This window comes from Bacillus sp. SD127, assembly GCF_058566445.1.
In genome coordinates this window covers 58,266-77,526 of record NZ_CP191226.1, presented here as the reverse complement: position 1 = coordinate 77,526, position 19,261 = coordinate 58,266, and the positions used below count along the sequence as shown (strand labels likewise).

At 43.5% G+C, this 19,261-nt stretch carries 19 protein-coding genes and 1 pseudogene; 9 read left to right on the top strand and 11 right to left on the bottom strand.

Annotated elements, in window-relative coordinates:
- The first annotated feature begins 39 nt into the window (after positions 1-39).
- On the top strand, positions 40-2,121 hold the full coding sequence (locus ACQVGS_RS00465; protein ID WP_491830676.1) for an ArnT family glycosyltransferase: 2,082 nt from the start codon (positions 40-42) through the stop codon (positions 2,119-2,121).
- A 36-nt stretch (positions 2,122-2,157) separates the two neighbouring features.
- On the opposite strand, the gene rplI is transcribed toward ACQVGS_RS00465, so the two are convergent.
- The 4 genes from rplI to ACQVGS_RS00445 all read right to left on the bottom strand — a co-directional run bounded on the left by rplI (position 2,158) and on the right by ACQVGS_RS00445 (position 5,923).
- Positions 2,158-2,607, bottom strand: a complete 450-nt coding sequence (gene rplI / locus ACQVGS_RS00460) for a 50S ribosomal protein L9 (RefSeq protein ID WP_010332608.1) — start codon at positions 2,605-2,607, stop codon at positions 2,158-2,160.
- Complete coding sequence (gdpP, locus tag ACQVGS_RS00455) at positions 2,604-4,583, bottom strand: cyclic-di-AMP phosphodiesterase GdpP (RefSeq protein ID WP_491830674.1); 1,980 nt, start codon at positions 4,581-4,583, stop codon at positions 2,604-2,606. The genes rplI and gdpP overlap by 4 nt, the downstream gene beginning before the upstream one ends.
- Before the next feature lie 36 nt (positions 4,584-4,619).
- Entirely contained in the window at positions 4,620-5,549 is a 930-nt protein-coding gene (locus ACQVGS_RS00450; protein WP_024123526.1) for a YybS family protein, read from the bottom strand.
- Between the two features lie 224 nt (positions 5,550-5,773).
- A complete protein-coding gene (locus tag ACQVGS_RS00445; protein ID WP_010332611.1) occupies positions 5,774-5,923 on the bottom strand; it encodes a hypothetical protein in 150 nt (49 codons plus the stop codon).
- A gap of 145 nt (positions 5,924-6,068) precedes the next feature.
- On the opposite strand from ACQVGS_RS00445, the gene ACQVGS_RS00440 reads away from it, so the two are divergent.
- Positions 6,069-6,554: a spore coat protein gene (locus ACQVGS_RS00440; protein ID WP_127696224.1), complete on the top strand. Its 486-nt coding sequence runs from the start codon at positions 6,069-6,071 to the stop codon at positions 6,552-6,554.
- Between the two features lie 29 nt (positions 6,555-6,583).
- On the opposite strand, the gene ACQVGS_RS00435 is transcribed toward ACQVGS_RS00440, so the two are convergent.
- Positions 6,584-6,961, bottom strand: a complete 378-nt coding sequence (locus tag ACQVGS_RS00435) for a winged helix-turn-helix transcriptional regulator (protein WP_024123528.1) — start codon at positions 6,959-6,961, stop codon at positions 6,584-6,586.
- A gap of 209 nt (positions 6,962-7,170) precedes the next feature.
- On the opposite strand from ACQVGS_RS00435, the gene ACQVGS_RS00430 reads away from it, so the two are divergent.
- Positions 7,171-8,100, top strand: coding sequence for a manganese-dependent inorganic pyrophosphatase (locus ACQVGS_RS00430; RefSeq protein ID WP_491830670.1), 930 nt, complete (start codon positions 7,171-7,173; stop codon positions 8,098-8,100).
- Positions 8,101-8,160: 60 nt separating this feature from the next.
- On the opposite strand, the gene ACQVGS_RS00425 is transcribed toward ACQVGS_RS00430, so the two are convergent.
- Both ACQVGS_RS00425 and ACQVGS_RS00420 read right to left on the bottom strand, forming a co-directional pair.
- A protein-coding gene (locus ACQVGS_RS00425; protein WP_188323054.1) for an IS3 family transposase occupies positions 8,161-9,311 on the bottom strand; the annotation gives its coding sequence in 2 pieces (ribosomal slippage) (positions 8,161-9,038 and positions 9,038-9,311; 1,152 coding nt in all).
- Positions 9,312-9,424: 113 nt separating this feature from the next.
- Positions 9,425-9,874 carry a DUF6376 family protein gene (locus tag ACQVGS_RS00420; protein ID WP_263463746.1) on the bottom strand — a complete coding sequence of 150 codons (450 nt, stop codon included), beginning with the start codon at positions 9,872-9,874 and terminating at the stop codon, positions 9,425-9,427.
- Positions 9,875-10,311: 437 nt separating this feature from the next.
- On the opposite strand from ACQVGS_RS00420, the gene ACQVGS_RS00415 reads away from it, so the two are divergent.
- Entirely contained in the window at positions 10,312-11,622 is a 1,311-nt protein-coding gene (locus ACQVGS_RS00415) for an MFS transporter (protein ID WP_038954331.1), read from the top strand.
- Between the two features lie 155 nt (positions 11,623-11,777).
- A pseudogene (locus tag ACQVGS_RS00410) lies at positions 11,778-12,513 on the top strand (MerR family transcriptional regulator).
- 33 nt (positions 12,514-12,546) lie between these two features.
- Here the strand turns inward: ACQVGS_RS00410 and ACQVGS_RS00405 are convergent.
- Both ACQVGS_RS00405 and ACQVGS_RS00400 read right to left on the bottom strand, forming a co-directional pair.
- Entirely contained in the window at positions 12,547-13,341 is a 795-nt protein-coding gene (locus ACQVGS_RS00405; protein ID WP_263463745.1) for a YybI family spore inner coat protein, read from the bottom strand.
- A 107-nt stretch (positions 13,342-13,448) separates the two neighbouring features.
- Positions 13,449-13,832: a YybH family protein gene (locus ACQVGS_RS00400; RefSeq protein WP_263463744.1), complete on the bottom strand. Its 384-nt coding sequence runs from the start codon at positions 13,830-13,832 to the stop codon at positions 13,449-13,451.
- Between the two features lie 160 nt (positions 13,833-13,992).
- Between ACQVGS_RS00400 and ACQVGS_RS00395 the strand changes: the two genes are divergently transcribed.
- Positions 13,993-14,841, top strand: coding sequence for a pentapeptide repeat-containing protein (locus ACQVGS_RS00395; protein WP_254517975.1), 849 nt, complete (start codon positions 13,993-13,995; stop codon positions 14,839-14,841).
- A gap of 80 nt (positions 14,842-14,921) precedes the next feature.
- Here the strand turns inward: ACQVGS_RS00395 and ACQVGS_RS00390 are convergent, their stop codons facing one another.
- Positions 14,922-16,121 carry an MFS transporter gene (locus ACQVGS_RS00390; RefSeq protein ID WP_106021831.1) on the bottom strand — a complete coding sequence of 400 codons (1,200 nt, stop codon included), beginning with the start codon at positions 16,119-16,121 and terminating at the stop codon, positions 14,922-14,924.
- Positions 16,122-16,310: 189 nt separating this feature from the next.
- On the opposite strand from ACQVGS_RS00390, the gene ACQVGS_RS00385 reads away from it, so the two are divergent.
- The 3 genes from ACQVGS_RS00385 to ACQVGS_RS00375 all read left to right on the top strand — a co-directional run bounded on the left by ACQVGS_RS00385 (position 16,311) and on the right by ACQVGS_RS00375 (position 18,209).
- Positions 16,311-17,207: a LysR family transcriptional regulator gene (locus ACQVGS_RS00385; RefSeq protein ID WP_101859645.1), complete on the top strand. Its 897-nt coding sequence runs from the start codon at positions 16,311-16,313 to the stop codon at positions 17,205-17,207.
- The gene (locus ACQVGS_RS00380; RefSeq protein ID WP_095712568.1) at positions 17,204-17,647 is read left to right on the top strand and encodes a GNAT family N-acetyltransferase; all 444 of its coding nucleotides are present in this window, start codon (positions 17,204-17,206) and stop codon (positions 17,645-17,647) included. Before ACQVGS_RS00385 ends, ACQVGS_RS00380 begins: the two co-directional genes overlap by 4 nt.
- 82 nt (positions 17,648-17,729) lie before the next feature.
- Positions 17,730-18,209 carry a DUF2798 domain-containing protein gene (locus ACQVGS_RS00375; protein WP_106019892.1) on the top strand — a complete coding sequence of 160 codons (480 nt, stop codon included), beginning with the start codon at positions 17,730-17,732 and terminating at the stop codon, positions 18,207-18,209.
- 58 nt (positions 18,210-18,267) lie between these two features.
- Here the strand turns inward: ACQVGS_RS00375 and ACQVGS_RS00370 are convergent, their stop codons facing one another.
- Complete coding sequence (locus ACQVGS_RS00370) at positions 18,268-19,182, bottom strand: LysR family transcriptional regulator (protein ID WP_151174676.1); 915 nt, start codon at positions 19,180-19,182, stop codon at positions 18,268-18,270.
- Positions 19,183-19,261: the final 79 nt, after the last annotated feature.

Genomic DNA, 19,261 nt, shown 5'->3' with positions numbered 1-19,261 from the left:
TGTTTTTTACAATAAGACATCATAAAGAGGCGAAAAACGATGAAAACCAAACGTTTCGACACAGTCCTTATTGTTATTTTGCTTGCAGCGGCTTTTCTCAACACCTATCACATTTGGCAGGATGACGCTGCGAACCAATACTATCTGGCAGCGGTGAAAAGCATGACGCAAAGCTTCCACAATTTCTTCTATGCGTCATTTGATCCTTCCGGATTTGTAACAGTTGATAAGCCGCCTGTTGTTTTATGGATTCAAACGATCTTCGCGCTGATCTTTGGTGTTCATACGTGGAGTGTCATCATTCCTCAGGCTCTCGCCGGGGTTGGATCGGTATTCCTTCTGTACAGAATGATCAAACCGACATTTGGCATTGGAGCGGCCCGCGCCGCCGCGCTTGTCATGGCGCTGACACCGATCGCAGTCGCCGTCAGCCGTACAAACAACATTGACAGCATGCTTGTCTTTACCTTATTGCTTGGTTCATCATGCCTGCTTCGGGCGGCCAAACAAGGCAAGCTCGTTTGGCTCCTGACAGCTTTTGGCCTGATCGGCCTTGCATTTAATATGAAAATGATGCAAGCCTTTATGGTATTGCCTGCATTTGTGTTATTCTACCTGATTGCTTCTCGGATTTCGCTAAAGAAAAAAACAGGATCGCTGATTCTGTCTCTTATCCTCCTAACCGGTATATCGCTCTCATGGGCGGTTATTGTGGATTCAACATCCTCCTCCAGCCGGCCGTATATCGGAAGCAGCCAGACAAACTCTGTGTTAGAACTCGCCTTCGGATATAACGGCACAGAGCGGCTGCTTGGGCAAACCACCGGCCTTGCACGCGGTGATATGAATGGCGCAGGCGGCGGTAACATGCAGAATAATGGCACGATGCAAGCGCCAAATCACAATGAATCTTCTGGCGGAACCTCTTCATCTCAGAACAGAAACAGTAAGGCAGCCGGAAATCAAAACAGCAACGGTTCCTTCGGGGGCAATGCACAGGCTCCTCAGCCGCCTTCTGGACAAAACGACACTTCCAATGGAGGGAGCGGCACACCTCCAACAGGCGGACTAGGGAACGGAGGACCAAACGGCGGAAAAAGCATGAACATGTTCGGCACAGGTGATGCAGGACCGCTTCGTCTCTTCCAATCTGCTCTTTCCGGCCAGATCAGCTGGATGCTTCCATTCGCATTGATCGGATTACTTGGTGTAATTGTCAGCTGGTACCGTAATCGTCGCGGTCAGACTAATGAAATGAAAGAAACGCTATTCTGGACAGCATGGCTCATACCTGTGGCAGGTTTCTTCAGCATCGCGGGATTCTTTCATCAGTATTACTTAATTATGCTGGCACCGCCGATTGCCGCCCTTTCCGGTATCGGATGGTATACAATGTATCGCCTATACAAAAACAATAAAGATTGGACAAGCTGCCTGCTGCCAGCGGCCGTCTTCATTACAGCCGCATTCCAAGTGTATATTTTCAGTGCTTATACAAGCCAAATCGGCAGTGTGTGGATGTATGTACTTGGACTCGCAGGACTCGGTATCACCATTGCTCTGCTCATGCTCAAACGCAGTCATCCTTTTGGCAAACAGCTAACCATAGTCAGCTTATGTGTGCTGCTCCTCGCACCAATCTACTGGTCAGCAACGCCGCTTTTATACGGGGGCAACAGCGTTCTTCCTGAATCCGGCCCGCAGCTTAAAAGCTCGGCAAACGGAGGAAACATGTTCTCCTCAGAAATGGACACCGGTCTCCTGTCTTATCTGAGGGAGCATAATACCGGCGAAAAGTATTTATTTGCTACGTTGACAACCGTAACGGCTGCGCCTTATATCATCAATACAGATGAATCTGTCATGGCACTCGGCGGCTTCAACGGAACAGATCCGATTCTGACTGTCTCCGAGCTGAAAAAACTGGTCAATGAGGGCAAAGTGAAATACTTCCTGCTGTCAGAAACTAACTCAGGCAATACTGAGCTCGTTTCTTGGATCAAGAAACACGGTCAAGAAATATCTTCTGACGAGTACAGCAGTTCCTCGAGCAGCACAAGCAGCCAGCAAGGCATGAAAGGTGGCGGAGAAAGCCAGCAAACCCTTTATCTCGCAGAATAAAAAAAGAGGCTTGGATCAATCCAAGCCTCTTTTCTATTAAGCTTCTTCTTTCACATGTACCTTTAACACAGCCTGCACCTCAGGATGCAATTTCACAGGAACGTTTGTATATCCTAACGCACGGATGCCGTCCGGCAGTTCCAGCTTCCGCTTATCCACTTTGATGTTATGGTCTTTTTGAAGCTGTTCAGTAATTTGCTTGCTTGTGACAGAGCCGAACAAACGGCCGCCTTCACCTGATTTCGCGCTGAGCTCAACAGTCAGTTTTTCTAATGTTTCTTTTAAGCTCTTTGCCTGCTCAAGCTCTGCGATGGCTTCTTTTTTCTCTTTCTGCTTTTGACCGTTTAGTACACTGATGTTTGACGCGTTCGCTTCTACCGCGAGGCCTTTTTTAATCAGAAAGTTATGCGCATAACCGTCTGCTACGTTTTTCACTTCGCCTTTTTTTCCTTTTCCTTTTACATCCTGTAAGAAAATAACCTTCATCTTTGTACGCCTCCCTCAAAATACTCATTTATGGCGCCCTTCAGCCGCTCCAGCGCTTCTGTTACTGAAATGCCGGATAACTGAGTCGCCGCATTTGTTAAATGTCCTCCGCCTTCCAGCGCCTCCATGATGATCTGAACATTCACATCGCCAAGAGACCGCGCACTGATACAAACAGTTTGTTCATCACGTCTCGCTACCGCAAATGAAGCCTCAACCTCGCTCATCGACAGCAGTGAATCCGCAGCCTGCGCAATCAGCACTTGATCGAAATATTCATCCTCATTCTCAGGCAGAGACGCAATCGCGATGTTCTCTTTATAGAGGGCCGTATGCTGGATCAGCTTCGCCCGTTTAATATAGGAATCAACGGTTTCTTTGAGGAACTTCTGCACAAGCACCGTATCGGCGCCTTTCGCTCTTAAATATGAAGCTGCATCAAAGGTCCGCGAGCCAGTGCGGAGTGAAAAGCTCTTTGTATCCACTATTATACCAGCTAATAGGGCGGTTGCTTCAATCATATTGATTTTTAAGCGCTTCGGCTGATACTCAAGCAGCTCTGTCACCAATTCCGCTGTTGATGAAGCGTACGGCTCCATATAGACGAGCAGCGGGTCTCTGATAAATTCTTCGCCTCTGCGGTGATGGTCGATGACCACAATATGTTCAATTTTGTTTACCAGCCGTTCTTCCATAACAAGCGACGGCTTATGTGTATCCACGATGACAAGCAGCGTATCGTCATTGGCAATTTCCATCGCTTCTTCAGGCGTAATGAACCTTGACCACAGATCTTCATATTTTTTAATTTCCTCAATCAAGCGCTGCACACTTGAACCGATTTGATTCGGATCAATCACAATAAATCCATCTTTGTTATTTGCCTGTGACACCTTTAATATCCCGATCGCCGCGCCGATAGAATCCATGTCGGGGAATTTGTGACCCATGATAATCACATTGCTGCTTTCAGAAACGATTTCCTTTAAAGCATGAGAAATCACGCGGGCGCGCACCCTTGTTCGCTTCTCCATCGGGTTCGTTTTACCGCCGTAAAACTTCACTTTTCCGTTTGGCAGCTTAATGGCTACCTGGTCTCCGCCGCGGCCCAGTGCTAAGTCCAGACTGGATTGCGCCAAATCGCCAAGCTCTTTCAGCGATGAGACCGAAGCTCCGACACCAACGCTTAAGGTCAGCGCAACGCCGTCAAATGAAGTTTTTTCCCGTACCTCATCCAGAATCGAAAACTTCGAATTTTCAAGTTCGGTTAAAATGTGTTCATTAAGCACAGCGATGAAACGTTCTGATGAAGTCCTTTTCAGGAATATTCCATACTCCTGCGCCCAAGCGTTGAGCAAAGATGTCACTTGGCTGTTCATCGTGCTTCTCGTCTGGTCGTCTAATCCTTGCGTCACATCATCATAGTTATCAAGGAAAATATAGGCCAGCACAGTTCTTTCATTTTCATATTGCTTTTCAATCTGTATCTGTTCCGTCACATCGAAGAAATAAAGCAGACGCTCATCCCGTTTGATGACCACTTTAAATTTTCGGTCATTCAATGTAACCGTTTCCGATTCTACCTCTTGTTTGATGAGCGGCACAACTGATTCACACGTATCATAAAGTGATCTCCCCACTAAAGTACTTTCATTAAAGCAAGAAGAGAGAAACGGATTTGCCCATTCTATATAGTATTGATCATTAAAAAGCATGATGCCGATCGGCATTTCCATCAATGCCTCTTCACCGACTTTTTTCAACCTGTAGGATAACGTAGAAATATAAGCGTCAATCTCTTTTCGAATAAGAGAATCCGCACGTTTTATAAAAAACAGTATAACTGCAAGCAGCAACACTTCGACGGTTCCTATGATCCAGTTAAAATAAAAGCTGATGAGGATTGTAATGATTGACAAAGCAATCAATGCATAGATGGGATACCGAAACAACGGTTTTTCATAAAAGCTTGGCATTTCTATCACTCCCCACCATGTGAGTACAACTCATATTCACTTCACCTTATTCCTTATGTTAAAGCCCATGTCCATAACGCCTAAAATGCGAATGGCTGCCATAAAAATCGGATGCAGAAAACCAAGAATGACTGCAATGACGGCGACTGCCTTCGGATATTTTTTCTTATGGCAATAGAAAAAGATAAATGATAAACCCTGGATAAAAATAAGAAACCCGAGTATAAACTCCCCATTTAAAGCGATAGAGTACAGCATTTGGCCTTTTTCTAAAGGCAGAAATGAAAGAATGACAATCAACAAATACAGCACTACAACACTTTGCGGAAACTTCAACTCTCTAAAAGGCTTTAGACTAGGAATATCGGGGGAGAATCGCCTTAAGAGCGGCTTAGCGATAAGGTAACTGAGGAAAGAAAAAATGGCTCCTACCATCACGATAGCTGTTGGAAAAAGATATTGAACCGTACTCAATTGTTCTTCCATCAGTTTCATTTGTTTCTCAAGCTCTTCAGCATTACCCGATTGTTTCAAAACGGATTCAACGATATCGAGTGATTGCCGGTATTGTGTCATTGCTTCATCAATGATATTGATACCCAAAAACTGAATGCTTATCACAAAATAGAACACGATACAAAGCATATAAATAAGGGCACCCGAAATAATAGCATGACCAGGTTCTCTTTTTTTGAAAAAATGCCCCATGACAATGCCCGCACAAGCTGACATAAAAGCTACAATAAGTCCGTTAAAGGACCCGACAATAAAGACAACAGGAAGACTGACAGCGCCCATCCATAATCCTAATTTCAATCCGTGTCTGATCGTATAAAGGATCATAGGCAGCGGCAGTGCAAATAACAGAATTGTTCCAATCAATGGAACATAAACGACCAACAGTGTGATGATCGCAAACAAACTGATTAAAATAGCACCTTCCATTAATGCTCTTGTTTGTTTCACTTAGTCACCTCGTATCATACTGAACATACGAATAGAAAAGAGCAGCATAAACGACTGCTCTTTTTTTCATCGCCGCAACATGTTTTGCACCAATGTTTTCATATCATCTCTAAAATTACTTTTATATTTTAACATAAGTCCAAATCGCAAGTAAAATGACGCCAATGTTTCATGTGAAACATTGCAAACGAAAAGACATTCTTTAAAAGAATGCCCATCACTTCTTATTCTTTATCATCCATAAAACCAGAAGATTCTTTGTTTTTCTTCTTCGTTTTTCTGACATACACAAATATTAAAATCACAAGTAAAAGGGTTGTTGCTTGCAGAACGCCGCTGCTAAACAAGAAAAAGTTCTTTATCATGTCCCACATCGTGTTTCACCTCTTTTTGGATGTTCTCAACCCGTAGCCTATATAAGGTGAATTTCCCTTTTTAAAAACTTCAAAACATCATGAACAACATTGAACGTTGGGCATATGCTGATACAGATTCTGATTGATAAAGGAGATTTGTTACATGGATGAACGCAGAACGTTGGCTTGGCATGAAACATTAGAGATGCATGAGCTGGTTGCTTTTCAGGCAAACGGGCTCATTAAACTGAAGAAAATGATTAGAGAAGTTAGAGATCCTCAGCTCAGGCAGCTTTATAGCGTGTCCATTCAGGCCGTTGAGCAAAACTTAAAAGAGCTTCTCCCGTTCTTCCCTCAGGCGCCGATGCCTCGCAATGATGAAGAAGAAGAGCGCGCGGATAATCCATTTTACAGCGGTGACCTGCTCGGCTTTGCCAAAACATCTGTCCGCAGCTATGCCATTGCAATTACAGAAACAGCAACACCTCAATTAAGAACCGTACTTGTCAAACAGCTAAACGCTGCCATTAAGTTGCATGCGCAGGTTTATCAATACATGTATCAGCATGGATACTACCCATCTTACAACCTTTCTGATCTGTTAAAAAATGACGTCAGAAACGCCAATAAAGCCATTTCGATGAAATAAAAGAAGCAGCAAAGGCTCTCCCTTTGCTGCTACTTCTGCTGTTCTTTTAATAAACTGTTCGAACGACGCGCCTCCAGTACTTCTCGGTTGGCGTCACCCCATTCTTTCATTTGCAATACAATCGGCTCAAGCGTTCGCCCGAATTCTGTCAAAGAATACTCGACCTTGGGCGGCACCTGGTGATAAACTTCGCGATGAACAATGCCATCCGCTTCAAGCTCCCGAAGCTGCAGGGTCAGCATTCGTTGGGTAATACTCGGGCAGATTTTGCGAAACTCATTGAACCGTTTCTTGCCATCTATCATGTGATAAAAAAGGATTCCTTTCCACTTTCCGCCAATGACATCTAGTGTAAATTCAACTGGACAGCCTTCTTTGTTCGGATAAATATTATTTTTTCGGCTCATGTTCGACCCTCCAATAGTACCTTTTTTGATACTACAGATCATTTTGCAACTGACCTACCCAGTATTTTACACACCTTTCCTCTTCCACTCAAAAAAAATGCTTTTTATTCACATCAATTTTTAAGGGTTTGCATGATTACACCCGCAGCAAGACGTGTTAAACTATAAAAAGAATGTTTACACTACTTAAAAAAGGATAAGGAGTTATCATGGAAAAAATACTTATTTTCGGACACCAAAATCCAGACACAGATACGATTTGCTCTGCTATTGCTTACGCTGATTTAAAAAACAAACTCGGTTTCAACGCTGAGCCTGTCAGACTTGGACAAGTCAACGGCGAAACACAATACGCGCTAGATTACTTCAAACAAGAAAGCCCTCGTCTTGTAGAAACAGCTGCAAACGAAGTGAACGGCGTTATCCTTGTTGACCACAATGAACGCCAGCAAAGCATCAAGGATATTGAAGACGTTCAGGTTCTTGAAGTCATCGACCACCACAGAATCGCAAACTTCGAAACAGCTGAGCCGCTTTACTATCGTGCTGAGCCTGTCGGCTGTACTGCTACAATCTTAAACAAAATGTACAAAGAAAATAACGTAACAATCGAGAAAGAAATTGCCGGCCTTATGCTGTCTGCTATCATTTCTGACTCTCTGTTATTCAAATCTCCAACTTGCACTGATCAAGACGTAGCGGCAGCAAAAGAACTTGCTGAAATCGCTGGCGTAGATGCTGAAGAATACGGCTTAAACATGCTGAAAGCCGGCGCTGACTTAAGCAAAAAAACAGTTAAAGAGCTGATTTCTCTTGATGCAAAAGAATTCACACTCGGCAGCAAAAAAGTCGAAATCGCACAAGTCAACACAGTGGATATTGAAGATGTGAGAAAGCGCCAAGCTGAGTTAGAAGCAGTGATTTCTAAAGTTGTGGCTGAGAAGAACCTTGATCTGTTCCTTCTTGTGATCACAGACATCTTAGAAAACGATTCACTTGCACTTGCAATCGGTAACGAAGCGGACAAAGTGGAAAAAGCATTCAACGTCACATTAGAAAACAACACAGCCCTTCTTAAAGGCGTTGTTTCTCGTAAAAAACAAGTCGTTCCTGTGTTAACAGACGCGATTGCAGAATAATAAAAAAGCATCCCGCTCCGGGACTGACCCCCGTTTTTGAGACAGGGATCAAAACACCTTTTATACAGCCAATTGCCGATAGCTTATCGGTGATTGGCTGTTTAGTTTCGTTTGAATACGAATGTTGTTATAATAATAAATGTATTCTTTGACAGTGCGTTCTACGATGGCGGTCGTGGTTCGATCAATGCTGTTAAGATAGAACGTTTCAGACTTTAGTGAGGAATGAAACGATTCGATGGAGGCATTATCAGCGGGCGTCCCTTTGCGGGACATGCTCATGGTAATGCCTTTTGTTTTAACAGCTTTCTGATACTCATAAGATGTATACACAGATCCTTGGTCACTATGTAACACGCAGTTCTGAGGCAGTGTTGGCAGCTGATCAAGTGTGTTTAAGACAAAGTCTGTGTCCTGCTTATCTCCAATCGTGAAAGCAATTACTTCTCCATTGTATACATCCAATATACTGGAAAGATACAATTGTTTCTGTCCATAAGGCAAATACGTGATATCCGTTACTAGTTTTTCAAGAGGATGATCGGACTGAAAGTTCCGATCTAATATATTATCAACCACGGCATATGGCTGCCCATTCTTCTTGCGCTTTTTCACCTTAACCCGGCACTGCCACTGATTTTTCTGCATGATACGCTGAACCGTTTTATGGTTAATACGCATTTCCTTTTTTAATATAGCTGTAATTTTTCGATATCCATATCGATACTTGTGCTCTCGGCACAACGTGCCGATTTGTTTTTCCAAATGGCGCTTGGGATGATCTTTCATCAGGTTCTTCTTCCAACGATAATAAGACGCTCGTGAGATACCTAAATGAACACAGATATTCTGTACGGTCATTGTGCCGTGCAATACTTCTACAAGTTCGACTGACGTTTGGCTATCAACTTCCTTTCCAATTCGTTGTACTTTTTTAAAACTTCATTTCGTTGTCTCAGATAACGGTTCTCTGCCTGCAGTTTCTCTAATTCGGAAGAATACTCCGGACCTTTTCCGTAAGTGTATTGCTTACCAACAGGCTGTTCAAATCGATGTGTATCCCCAGCTTTATGCCATCTAACCCATGTCTGAACCTGCGTCTTATTCTTGATATTCAATTCCTGCATGATCGCTTTCATAGGCACGCCTGCCAATCTCATTTCTACAGCCTTCTGTTTGACTTCAATCGGATAACTCATTCTTGTTCCCATACAAAAAACACCTCCAAGTCTTATTTCGGATAACAACTATCCGTTTTCAAACTTGAAGGTGTTTTTTATTTGTCTCATCTTATGGGGTCAGTCCCCTCCCGGGATGCTTTTTCTTATTCGCCAAGCTTTTCAATTTGCCCCATCACATCAGTCATTTGCTTAGCGTTTTGGACCAATTCGGATTGCTCCAATTCCTCAAGCGATACCTTTCCTTCTTCCACTTGCTGCAAGACGTCTTCCGCACTTTTTTGCAATGTGTCGTTATGCTCCTGCAGGGTGTTGTGAAGCTCCGCTGCGGCATCAGGCGGTGTTAATTCATTAAAATCAGCCGCTTCCTTTTGAATAGACTCAAGCTGTGTCTCTAGTTTTTCTTTCGCCTCAGTGTCATTTACAGCTTCCTCAGCCAATGCAGGCGCTTCCTCTGCAAACCTCTTCACCTTTTCCACATAAGCTGACGCTTCATTTGTATAATCCAGCCCGTCATTCACCTGATCCAGTATTCCGCATCCGCCTGCCCCCAAAAGACCCGCGCCGGCCAAAACCGTCAGAACCATTTTCTTCATTGTTTGCCCCCTTATCGTTTCTTCTTCATTTTTTCTTTTAAGATCGGAATCAATTTCTCTTTCGCTAATGGCAGCCCCTTCTTCACCAATTCACGTTTCAGCCATTTCTTCAGCTTAGACATCGTAAATCTCCTCTCCCTTTTTTGATAAAAATGAAAAAAACTCCACCGATTTGGTGAAGTTCAGAAACAAAAAGACCTTCACCAAATCAGATTTGGCAAAGGTCTCGCTAACAATCAAATTGCCAGCAAAGCCGAGGACACCATGTCCCGTAATGACGACTTTACTGTGAAAGCTACTCCCCTTTGGAGTGTTCATTTTTATTACTTTCATTCTAAAGCAATGGGCTTTTCCAGTCAAATTCCTGCTGTCCGTTTACATAAAAGAGAGCTGTGGTATTTAAAATTTGAATGGTATTTACATCCGGAGATCATGCTATGACAGAGGAGGTTTTCATCATGAGTCAAGAGCGCGTGAAACGGCCCGGGCATACCAGGTGGTATATATCTTCGTTACTGAGCGGCATTATCATTCTTAATTATTTTGATCGAGTGGCCATTTCTGTAGCTGCCCCGGCGATACAAGATTCGTTTCACCTCACAGCAACTGAACTCGGCATTGTGTTTTCGATTTACACATATTCGTACACACTGATGCAGCTGCCCGTCGGAAGTTTATTGGACAGGTTTGGCGTGGCCTGGGTCACAAGAATCGGAATGACGGTTTGGAGCATTTTAACGATCATTCTCGCTTTTTTACAAGGAAAACTGCTCTTATATGTGTTCCGATTTCTCATTGGGCTGACAAGCGCATCGGCGTTCCCCGCCGCTTCCAAAGCAACCGCTCTATGGTTTCCGCCAAGCGAACGGGGTCTGGCGAACTCACTGTTTGATTCAGCCGCCAAATTTTCAAATGTAATCGGAGCGCCGCTGGTCGCCTTTCTCGTCACAACATTTGACTGGCGGGTCGCCTTTTTAACAATCGGATGCATCAATGTGCTGTTTACCATCTTTTTCTGGCAGTACTATGAGCAGCCTGAACGGCACAAACGCATTTCCAAAAGCGAATTAAACTATATTCAGAAACACAATACAATCACAACAGAACAAATCCCCTATAAAACGGTCCCGCTTTTAAAAGCACTGTTTTCCAACCGTAAAGTATGGGGCTTAATGATCGGATTTACGGGGTACGGCTATACATTCAACCTGCTGCTTACATGGCTTCCGACTTTCTTTAAGCATACATACGGAATGGATCTCATGTCATCCGGTTTATTCACCGCCGTGCCGTGGCTGATCTCAACCATTTCCGGCATTGTGGTCGGCGGCTGGCTCGTCGATTACCTTATCAAAAAAGGCTATTCCAACACCAAGGTGTACCGAACCGTGATCATTGTAGGGATGAGCTTCGGCTTTTTCTTTTTAGGCTCCATTTTGACGAATAATATCACCGTCGCGATTATCTGCATTTCAATCGGCCTCGCCGGCGTTTCTGCAACGGCTCCGGTCGGCTGGTCCATCTCCGCAGAACTGGCCCCGATTGGCTCCGTTTCCATGCTGAGTTCCATGGTAAATCTGGCAAACAACCTATTCGGAGGCATAATCGCCGCTTCACTCACGGGATATTTGTTTGATGTGACAGGTTCCTTTACGCTCAGCTTCCTTGTTGCCGGTTTTGTATTGCTGCTCGGGCTGATTTTTTACGTGTTTGTGCTAGGAGATGTGAAAAGAATTAAGTTAGAGTAAAGAGTGCTTGTGTGCAAGCACTCTTTTCTTTGATCATATAACAGCTTTCTCGGGGGCTATATCCCATTCTCTCCGGGTAAAAATAACATCATTTTTATTCTTGACTCCAACCAAAGGTAAGGCCTCATAGTGATAGAGGAAGGAGGAATTGAGTTGTGAAGGTAACAGTAAAAGAACTGTCGCACATTGCGAACGTGACAATCAAAACGCTTTATCACTACCACAAAATCGGCGTGCTGGTCCCAAAAGAAATCAGCGAAGCCGGATATCGGTACTATGGTGCCGACGAGCTAAAAAGACTGCAGGAAATCCTTTTTTACAAAGAATTAGATATTCCTTTGTCAGAAATAAAAAGGTTATTAGATGAGGATGCTGACAGAACTGGCACATTAGAAAAGCAAAAAAAGCTGTTTGAAAAGAAAATTAAAAAGTACCAGCGCTTCGTTCAAACGGTCAATACGTCTTTAGAATACACAAGAAAAGGTGAGAACATGGATCATAAGGTAATGTTTAAAGGATTTGAAACCGCTGACGAATGGAAACAATCTTTAGCGGAACAAAATGACCCATTTAAAAGAGCATTACGATTTTGAAGTAGATACCCACGCTATCAATGTAGATGAAATGAACAAAATGGCGATAGAGGCAAAACATTTTCTTGATGGAATGGCTGATTTTTTAAGAAGCGGCGTGACGTATCATGACCCTGCCGTGCAAGAGCATGTCATGAATCATATTACGTTCCTGAATCAAAACGGACATCCGACAAGCAAAGAAGATTACGTAAAACAAACGCGATTTTTTATGCAGGATGATTTTCATCGAGGAATGTTAGAAGAGCAGCAAACCGGTTTATCTTATTATCTGACCGTCGTTGCAGAACACCTGTAGCGTGAGTCTTTGCCACTAACGCATTCCCTCTGCTCAAGTTGCGGCACCGCCAACAATCGATACATTCTGCCGGTCAACGCCAAAATTCAGCCCGTTCCATTTCAATACGGTTTGAACATATCCCAATGAGTCGGCGTTATACCTTCCGGCGATCCGCTGATACGCCAGCAATTCGTATACGCCGTCTCTGTTGAAATCAACCGGATACAAGCCGGATAAAGGATTGACCCAGCCTTCTATCGGCGCTTTTAAAACACCCTGATTCGTATAAATTTCATTCAAATAGTCACTGCCTTTGTAAGTAAGATCCAGTATATATTGTTCATGCTGGCGTTGACTGACCACGCTCGCTTTATATTGATTTAGATAGCTCACACTGTACTTGAATTCATCATTAAAAGAATCCGAATTGAAAATCTGCCTGAACTGCCGGTTCATATAGGCAAATACATATGCATAGATAGAGCCTCCGCTTCCCCCGGTATCGATTACAACAGCCACATCTTCCGTTTTATTGCCTGTCACATCAGCCAGAAAAAGTGACGGATTGTATCCGATATTGTTATGAAGCTGGATTTGCCGTTCCTGATGTGTTTTGCCGTTACGTATCACCAAAGTGATATTTCTCCATAGCGGACTGCCTGACGTTTGATTGCCAGTAAGGAAGACTTCATCAGCGACTCCATCACCGGTCACATCACCCCGCGCTGCAGTAATAATGGCGCGCGAGAAACCGGGCTGCCTATAGACATATGGATACTGGTAAAGCGTTGATTCTCCGCCATGATAAACCCAATAAGGTGCCATTCTGCTGTTGTATGGATTCAATTGAATTCACCCTTTCCTATTCACCTTCATGAATCATTATATGCAGGAAAAGTACACAGCAGATCACATGCAGCCCGTCTTGTTTCAGAATGTCTAAGCACTATAAACTAAATTAAATCCGTACCATATGAATTATCAATTGCACAAAGCCACTCACCTTGCATATTCTTCTTAAACACATAGGTCGCCCTTCTTTCCATCGCATACTCGGAATCCTTTTTATCCGATTCAAGCAGCGTTTGAGAAAGGACCAGAGCAGTGTCGCCTGCTTCCAAAATGACCATTTCCCCTTGCGTCGGGACAAGCTGATGATTGAAATAATTTGCGATCGCAATAAACGCTTTTTTGATTTCTTCTTTACCGCGTGCGATCATGCCAGGCTTCACAACTAAAATGGCATCCTCTGTATAGTAATTCATCAGTGTATCAAAATTTTCGTTCCGGATAGCCACATCACAAGCAGAAATGATCTCTTTAATTTGCTGTTCCAAAAGGTTCCCTCCCCATCATCACGGTTGGATATATTATACATTGTTTGAGGGGTTGATCATGAAAAAATAAAATGAAAAGTATACCTATTTCCTATATAATGCAAATAGCACGAACAAAACCTATATTTTACAAAGTTCCCGAGTGAAGGGGTGAACGATATTGTCTGTGGAATTCACATTACATGACAATAGACAGCATGAGATAAGCGCAGATTGCCAACATTGTTTTGGCCTGTGCTGTGTTGCCTTGCCTTATGCGAAATCGGCCGATTTTGCTTTTGATAAAGATGGCGGAACGCCTTGCCGCAACTTACAATCAAACTATCAATGTGCCATACATGAAGCTCTTAGAGAAAGAGGATTTCGAGGCTGCTCAGCTTATGAATGCTTTGGCGCCGGTCAAAAGGTATCCCAAATTACTTATGAGGGAAAGGATTGGCGAAAAAACCCGGAATCCGCGAAAGAGATGTTTGACATTTTTCCAATTATGCAGCAGCTGCATGAGATGCTTTGGTATTTACATGAAGCTCTTTCTATAGAGGCAGCCAAGCCCATTCACCGTGAGTTGCGGGCTTGTTTCGAAAAGACGGACAAACTCACCAGGCTCAGCGCGGAAAACCTGCTGAACCTACATGTGTCCGAGCATAGAGCTGAGATTAATGAATGGCTGTTAAAAACGAGTGAGCTGGTGCGTGCCCAAGCCCGCAATCAAAAACTCCCGAAAAAAATCAGCCGGGGAAGCGCCCTGATCGGCGCGAAACTGAAAGGGCTTGATCTAAGAGGAGCAAACTTCAGAGGAGCACTGCTCATAGCAGCCGACCTGAGACATTCTGATCTGAGAATGACAGATTTCATCGGCGCTGATCTCAGAGATGCTGATTTAAGCGGAGCTGACCTGACAGGAAGCATTTTTCTAACGCAGGCACAAGTGAACGCTGCAAAAGGCAATTCTCGCACAAAGCTTCCGCCTACTTTAAAGATCCCGGCCCATTGGAACAACAGCCAATAAGAAAAGGACCCGCCAGAGGTCCTTTTTTTGTCACCATCATTTCAATTTACTGCCCTGCACCTCAGGACATGTTAAATCAGTCATAGCGCGCTGCCCGACACGTTTTCACTCCTTGCCAGAAATACCGACAGCACGAAAGCAAACAGCAGCATGAACGTGATCATACCGACGACACCCAGCCAATGAAAAGCAGACCAAAACACGCCGCCGACTGTTCCGCAGATACTTGAACCTGAGTAATAAAAGAACAAATACAGCGATGAGGCCTGCGCCTTGTTATGCAGGGCTCTCCGTCCAACCCAGCTGCTGGCGACTGAATGCCCTCCAAAGAAACCAAAGGTAAAAAGAGCAATCCCCAGAATTTTTACTGCTAATACGCCGTTTAACGTTAATAATGCACCTGCGAGCACGATAAAAATATTCATCATCAGTATTTTATGATAACCGTATTGATCGACCATTCTTCCAATAAAAGACGAGCTGAAAATCCCGACAATCATCACAATAAATATCCAGCTGACAATCGCTTTGTTAAAGGAATACGGCGGTGCTAACAGCACATACGCAATGTAGTTGAACAATGCAACATTGCTTCCGAGAAGCAAAAAACCAATGAAGAACAAGCTTAACAGTTTCCGGTCCTTCAAGTGGCTGATTAAAGACATTCCCAACTGACCGATCTCAAGTTTTCTCGGCGTGAAATGGGTCGATTGAGGCAAATTCATAAAAAATATCATACTCGCTATCAAACTGATCACACCAATTGACCCCATCGCTATATGCCAAGTAAAGTACTCACTCAAGAGCCCTGAAACAATCCTTCCAAAAACGGCGCCGATCGCGTTTCCGCTGATATACAGCCCCATCGCCGACCCAAGGCTTCCGGGTTCAATTTCTTCTCCAAGATAAGCCATCGCAATCGAAGGGAGACCAGCGAGCGCAATCCCTTGAATGGTTCTCAATACGAGCAGCGTATGAAAATTCGGGCTGAAGGCCGACGCCAGACAGAGAACGGATGCGGCCAGCATGGATACAGCCATAATCGGCTTACGTCCCCATACCTCTGACAACGAACCGAAAACAAGCATGCTGACAGCTAAGAGCATTGTTGTAGCAGATAAAGAAAGACTCGCTGTTGTAGGGGTCACATGAAACTCCCGCGTAAATTCCTCCATAAGCGGCTGTACACAATACAGAATGGCAAATGTATTAAAACCTGCAGCAAAGAAAGCAAACGTAATTTTACGAAAAACCGGTGTGCCTTTTTGAATGTATGTCATCGGGACTTTATCTGCCCCTCACCATTTTGTTGAAGACTGCACTCCATAAACACCCATCCTTTATTTCTTGCGATTTCAAACATCCTCGAGTCTGTTTATACATTTATCTTAGCACCGTTGATATATGTTGTATAATGCATAATAAATATCCATTTCATGCTTAAATGTAATGTAGGAGGTGTTGACGATTTGGAATGGGAACAATTTGAATATTTTCAAACACTGGCCCGCATGGAGCACGTCACGAAGGCGGCACAAAGTCTGTCGATCACACAGCCTGCGCTTTCACGCTCAATCGCCAGACTCGAACACCATTTAGGCGTCCCGCTATTCGACAGGCAAGGACGTTCGATTAAACTAAACAAATACGGAGAAATATTTTTAAGACGCGTTCATGCCATGATGAAGGAATATACCGAAGGGAAAGAAGAAATCCAAGCTTTGTTACAGCCTGACCAAGGCGAAGTGTCTCTCGGTTTTTTACATACATTAGGAACAACGCTGGTTCCCGATTTAATCGGCAGCTTTCAGCAGAAATATCCCGACATTACCTTCCAGCTGAAGCAAAACCATTCATATTGGCTGCTTGAACGATTAAAATCCGGAGATCTGGATCTCTGTCTCCTTGCCTCCATCAAGCCTGAAAAACTGATCCGCTGGATACAATTATGGAGCGAAGAACTGTTTGTATTTGTGCCAAACAACCATCCGTTATCTCATCGAGAAAGCATTGCACTGACCGAAGTCGCCGATGAGCGTTTCATTTTATTGAAAAAAGGATATGCGCTTCGCATGACGGTTGATGAATTGTTTGAGAAAGCGGACATTCAACCGAACATTATGTTTGAGGGTGAAGAAGCAGCCACTGCGGCAGGTTTTGTGGCAGCCGGTCTTGGCATATCCATTCTGCCCGATCTTAAAGGGTTAGACCAAAGCAAAATCACAAAAATTCGTGTCAGCTGGCCGGAATGTCAGCGCGTCATAGGAATCGCCTGGATAGAAGGCAGATTTTTATCCCCGGTGGCAGAGACCTTTAAACAGTATGTCATCAGCCATTTTTCTGATAAAGAGGAGGATCAATCATGAATGTGAAGAGAATAACGACAGAACATGATTTACATACAGCGTTTGACATCAGAAAGACAGTATTTGTTGAGGAACAAGGCTGTCCAGTTTCCGACGAGTTCGATGAGTTCGATACACTCCATGGGGATTGCCAGCACATTCTGGTTTACCATGAACAACAGCCGGTCGGCACAGCGCGTGTGCGTATCGTTGATCACGCGGGCAAACTGGAAAGAATCTGCATTCTGAAGCCCTATCGCAAATTCGGGTTGGGGAAAGTGATTGTCGCTGAGTTAGAACGTATTGTGAAAGAAAAAAGCATTTATACATGTAAACTGCACGGTCAGACACAGGCAGCAGGCTTTTATGAAAAGCTCGGCTATCAGACAGCATCAGAGGAATTTATATTGGATGGTATTCCGCATGTGCTGATGACAAAAGAAGACGATTCCGGCCAATAAATTGTTCACAAATTTGTCACTTATGAGCATGTGTGATTCATTGGTATACTAATCACCGATTATTGAGAGAAGGATTGATTGTATGCCAGCAAATAAAAAAGAAGGCCTTATCTTTGGCGTGATGATGTGCTTTGGAATGGTCTGCGTCATGTCGATTTACAATGCAGTGATCAACGGAGCCATTCGTGATTTTTCATGGGTTACAGCTTTTGAGATGATCATTGGATTTATTGTAGCGTTACTGTTAGATTTACTTTTAGTCGGTCCGCTCGCAAGAAAAATGACATTCAAAATGCCGTTCGACAAGTCTAAGAAATTATATATGGTCCTTGCCATGTCGACTTGTATGGTGGTTGGTATGGTACTTTGCATGTCTGTTTTCGGATTAATCACGGCAGCTTTGTCGAATGGACTTAACGAGAACAGCCTATTCAGCGCTTACCTTATGATCGTTCTGAAAAACTTTATTTTAGCCTACCCATTGCAATTATTAATAATGGGCCCTTTAGTCCGGGGTATTTTCGTAAAGTTTGTAAAACCCAAGGTTTCAGCTGCATTTTAATGGATGACTAATATGAAAAGGAGTGAGCGTACCAACTCCTCCTTTTCCAACATCCTGTCTATTCACCGGACATACCAACGAGAGACTCCTGTTCAGATTCACGAAACGAATGTAAAACAAGTTCAGCAAAAGCCTCTGCCGCCGGCAATTGCCATTTTTTCTTTTTGATCAGCATATGGGAATACAGCGGTTCGAAAGCTTCAGAATGACCAAGGATTTTCAGCTTACCACTTTCCACCTCTTCTTTCACTGTCACATAAGGTAAAACAGAAAAGCCAAGCCCGCTCATGACCGTTTGTTTGATCGCTTCGATACTCCACAGCTCCATTGTTTGAACGTTGCAGATGTCATGCTTAACAAGATACCTTTCAAACATTGATCGATAGCTGCAGCCTTCTTCATTTGTGATAAAAAAATGGCCGCTGATATCTTGTTTATAATCATCAAAATGATCCGGTCCGTCATGACTGCCCACAAGGACAATCCTCTCCTCAGTTAAAGTATAATGAATGCATTTGTCCGGGCTAATTGCTGGATAGACCATAAAAGCAATATCCACCCGTCCGCTCAATAAATCTACCTGGTTTTCCCCGCATGTCCCATTGCTTAATATAATCTTCACATGAGGATATTTCAGTGAAAATCCCCTTATGATTGGCCCTAGTCTAGAAATCGTTAAAGACTCAGGTGCGGCTACCTTTAATACTCCGTTGATTTCATGAACACTCTTCATATTCTTGATCTGTTCGTGGGCAGAAAGTAAATCTTCTGCCAAAGGGATTAACTCTCTGCCTAAATGAGTCAGCTTTAGATTTCTTTTTTCATACGAAAATAAAGCGCCGCCGATCTCCTGCTCAAGTGCTTGGATATGAGTGGTGATCGTGGATTGCGTATAACCCAGCTTAGCAGCAGCTCCCGTGTAACTTCCCATTTCTACAATGGCTTGGAACGTGACAAGATGTCTGATCTCCATACGTTTTCCCCTTCTATCGAAAAAAATGATAATGCTTTTTTATATTTCAATTTTATTTATAGATATCACTATCATACAA

Excerpts from the sequence above, each read along its gene's own strand:
- ACQVGS_RS00465 (WP_491830676.1), top strand. The coding sequence starts at position 40 with ATGAAAACCAAACGTTTCGACACAGTCCTTATTGTTATTTTGCTTGCA.
- ACQVGS_RS00430 (WP_491830670.1), top strand. The coding sequence starts at position 7,171 with ATGGAAAAAATACTTATTTTCGGACACCAAAATCCAGACACAGATACG.
- ACQVGS_RS00415 (WP_038954331.1), top strand. The coding sequence starts at position 10,312 with ATGACAGAGGAGGTTTTCATCATGAGTCAAGAGCGCGTGAAACGGCCC.
- ACQVGS_RS00435 (WP_024123528.1), bottom strand. The coding sequence starts at position 6,961 with ATGAGCCGAAAAAATAATATTTATCCGAACAAAGAAGGCTGTCCAGTT.
- ACQVGS_RS00380 (WP_095712568.1), top strand. The coding sequence starts at position 17,204 with ATGAATGTGAAGAGAATAACGACAGAACATGATTTACATACAGCGTTT.
- ACQVGS_RS00420 (WP_263463746.1), bottom strand. The coding sequence starts at position 9,874 with ATGAAGAAAATGGTTCTGACGGTTTTGGCCGGCGCGGGTCTTTTGGGG.
- rplI (WP_010332608.1), bottom strand. The coding sequence starts at position 2,607 with ATGAAGGTTATTTTCTTACAGGATGTAAAAGGAAAAGGAAAAAAAGGC.
- ACQVGS_RS00390 (WP_106021831.1), bottom strand. The coding sequence starts at position 16,121 with ATGACATACATTCAAAAAGGCACACCGGTTTTTCGTAAAATTACGTTT.
- ACQVGS_RS00445 (WP_010332611.1), bottom strand. The coding sequence starts at position 5,923 with ATGTGGGACATGATAAAGAACTTTTTCTTGTTTAGCAGCGGCGTTCTG.
- ACQVGS_RS00370 (WP_151174676.1), bottom strand. The coding sequence starts at position 19,182 with ATGGAGATCAGACATCTTGTCACGTTCCAAGCCATTGTAGAAATGGGA.
- ACQVGS_RS00440 (WP_127696224.1), top strand. The coding sequence starts at position 6,069 with ATGGATGAACGCAGAACGTTGGCTTGGCATGAAACATTAGAGATGCAT.
- ACQVGS_RS00375 (WP_106019892.1), top strand. The coding sequence starts at position 17,730 with ATGCCAGCAAATAAAAAAGAAGGCCTTATCTTTGGCGTGATGATGTGC.
- gdpP (WP_491830674.1), bottom strand. The coding sequence starts at position 4,583 with ATGCCAAGCTTTTATGAAAAACCGTTGTTTCGGTATCCCATCTATGCA.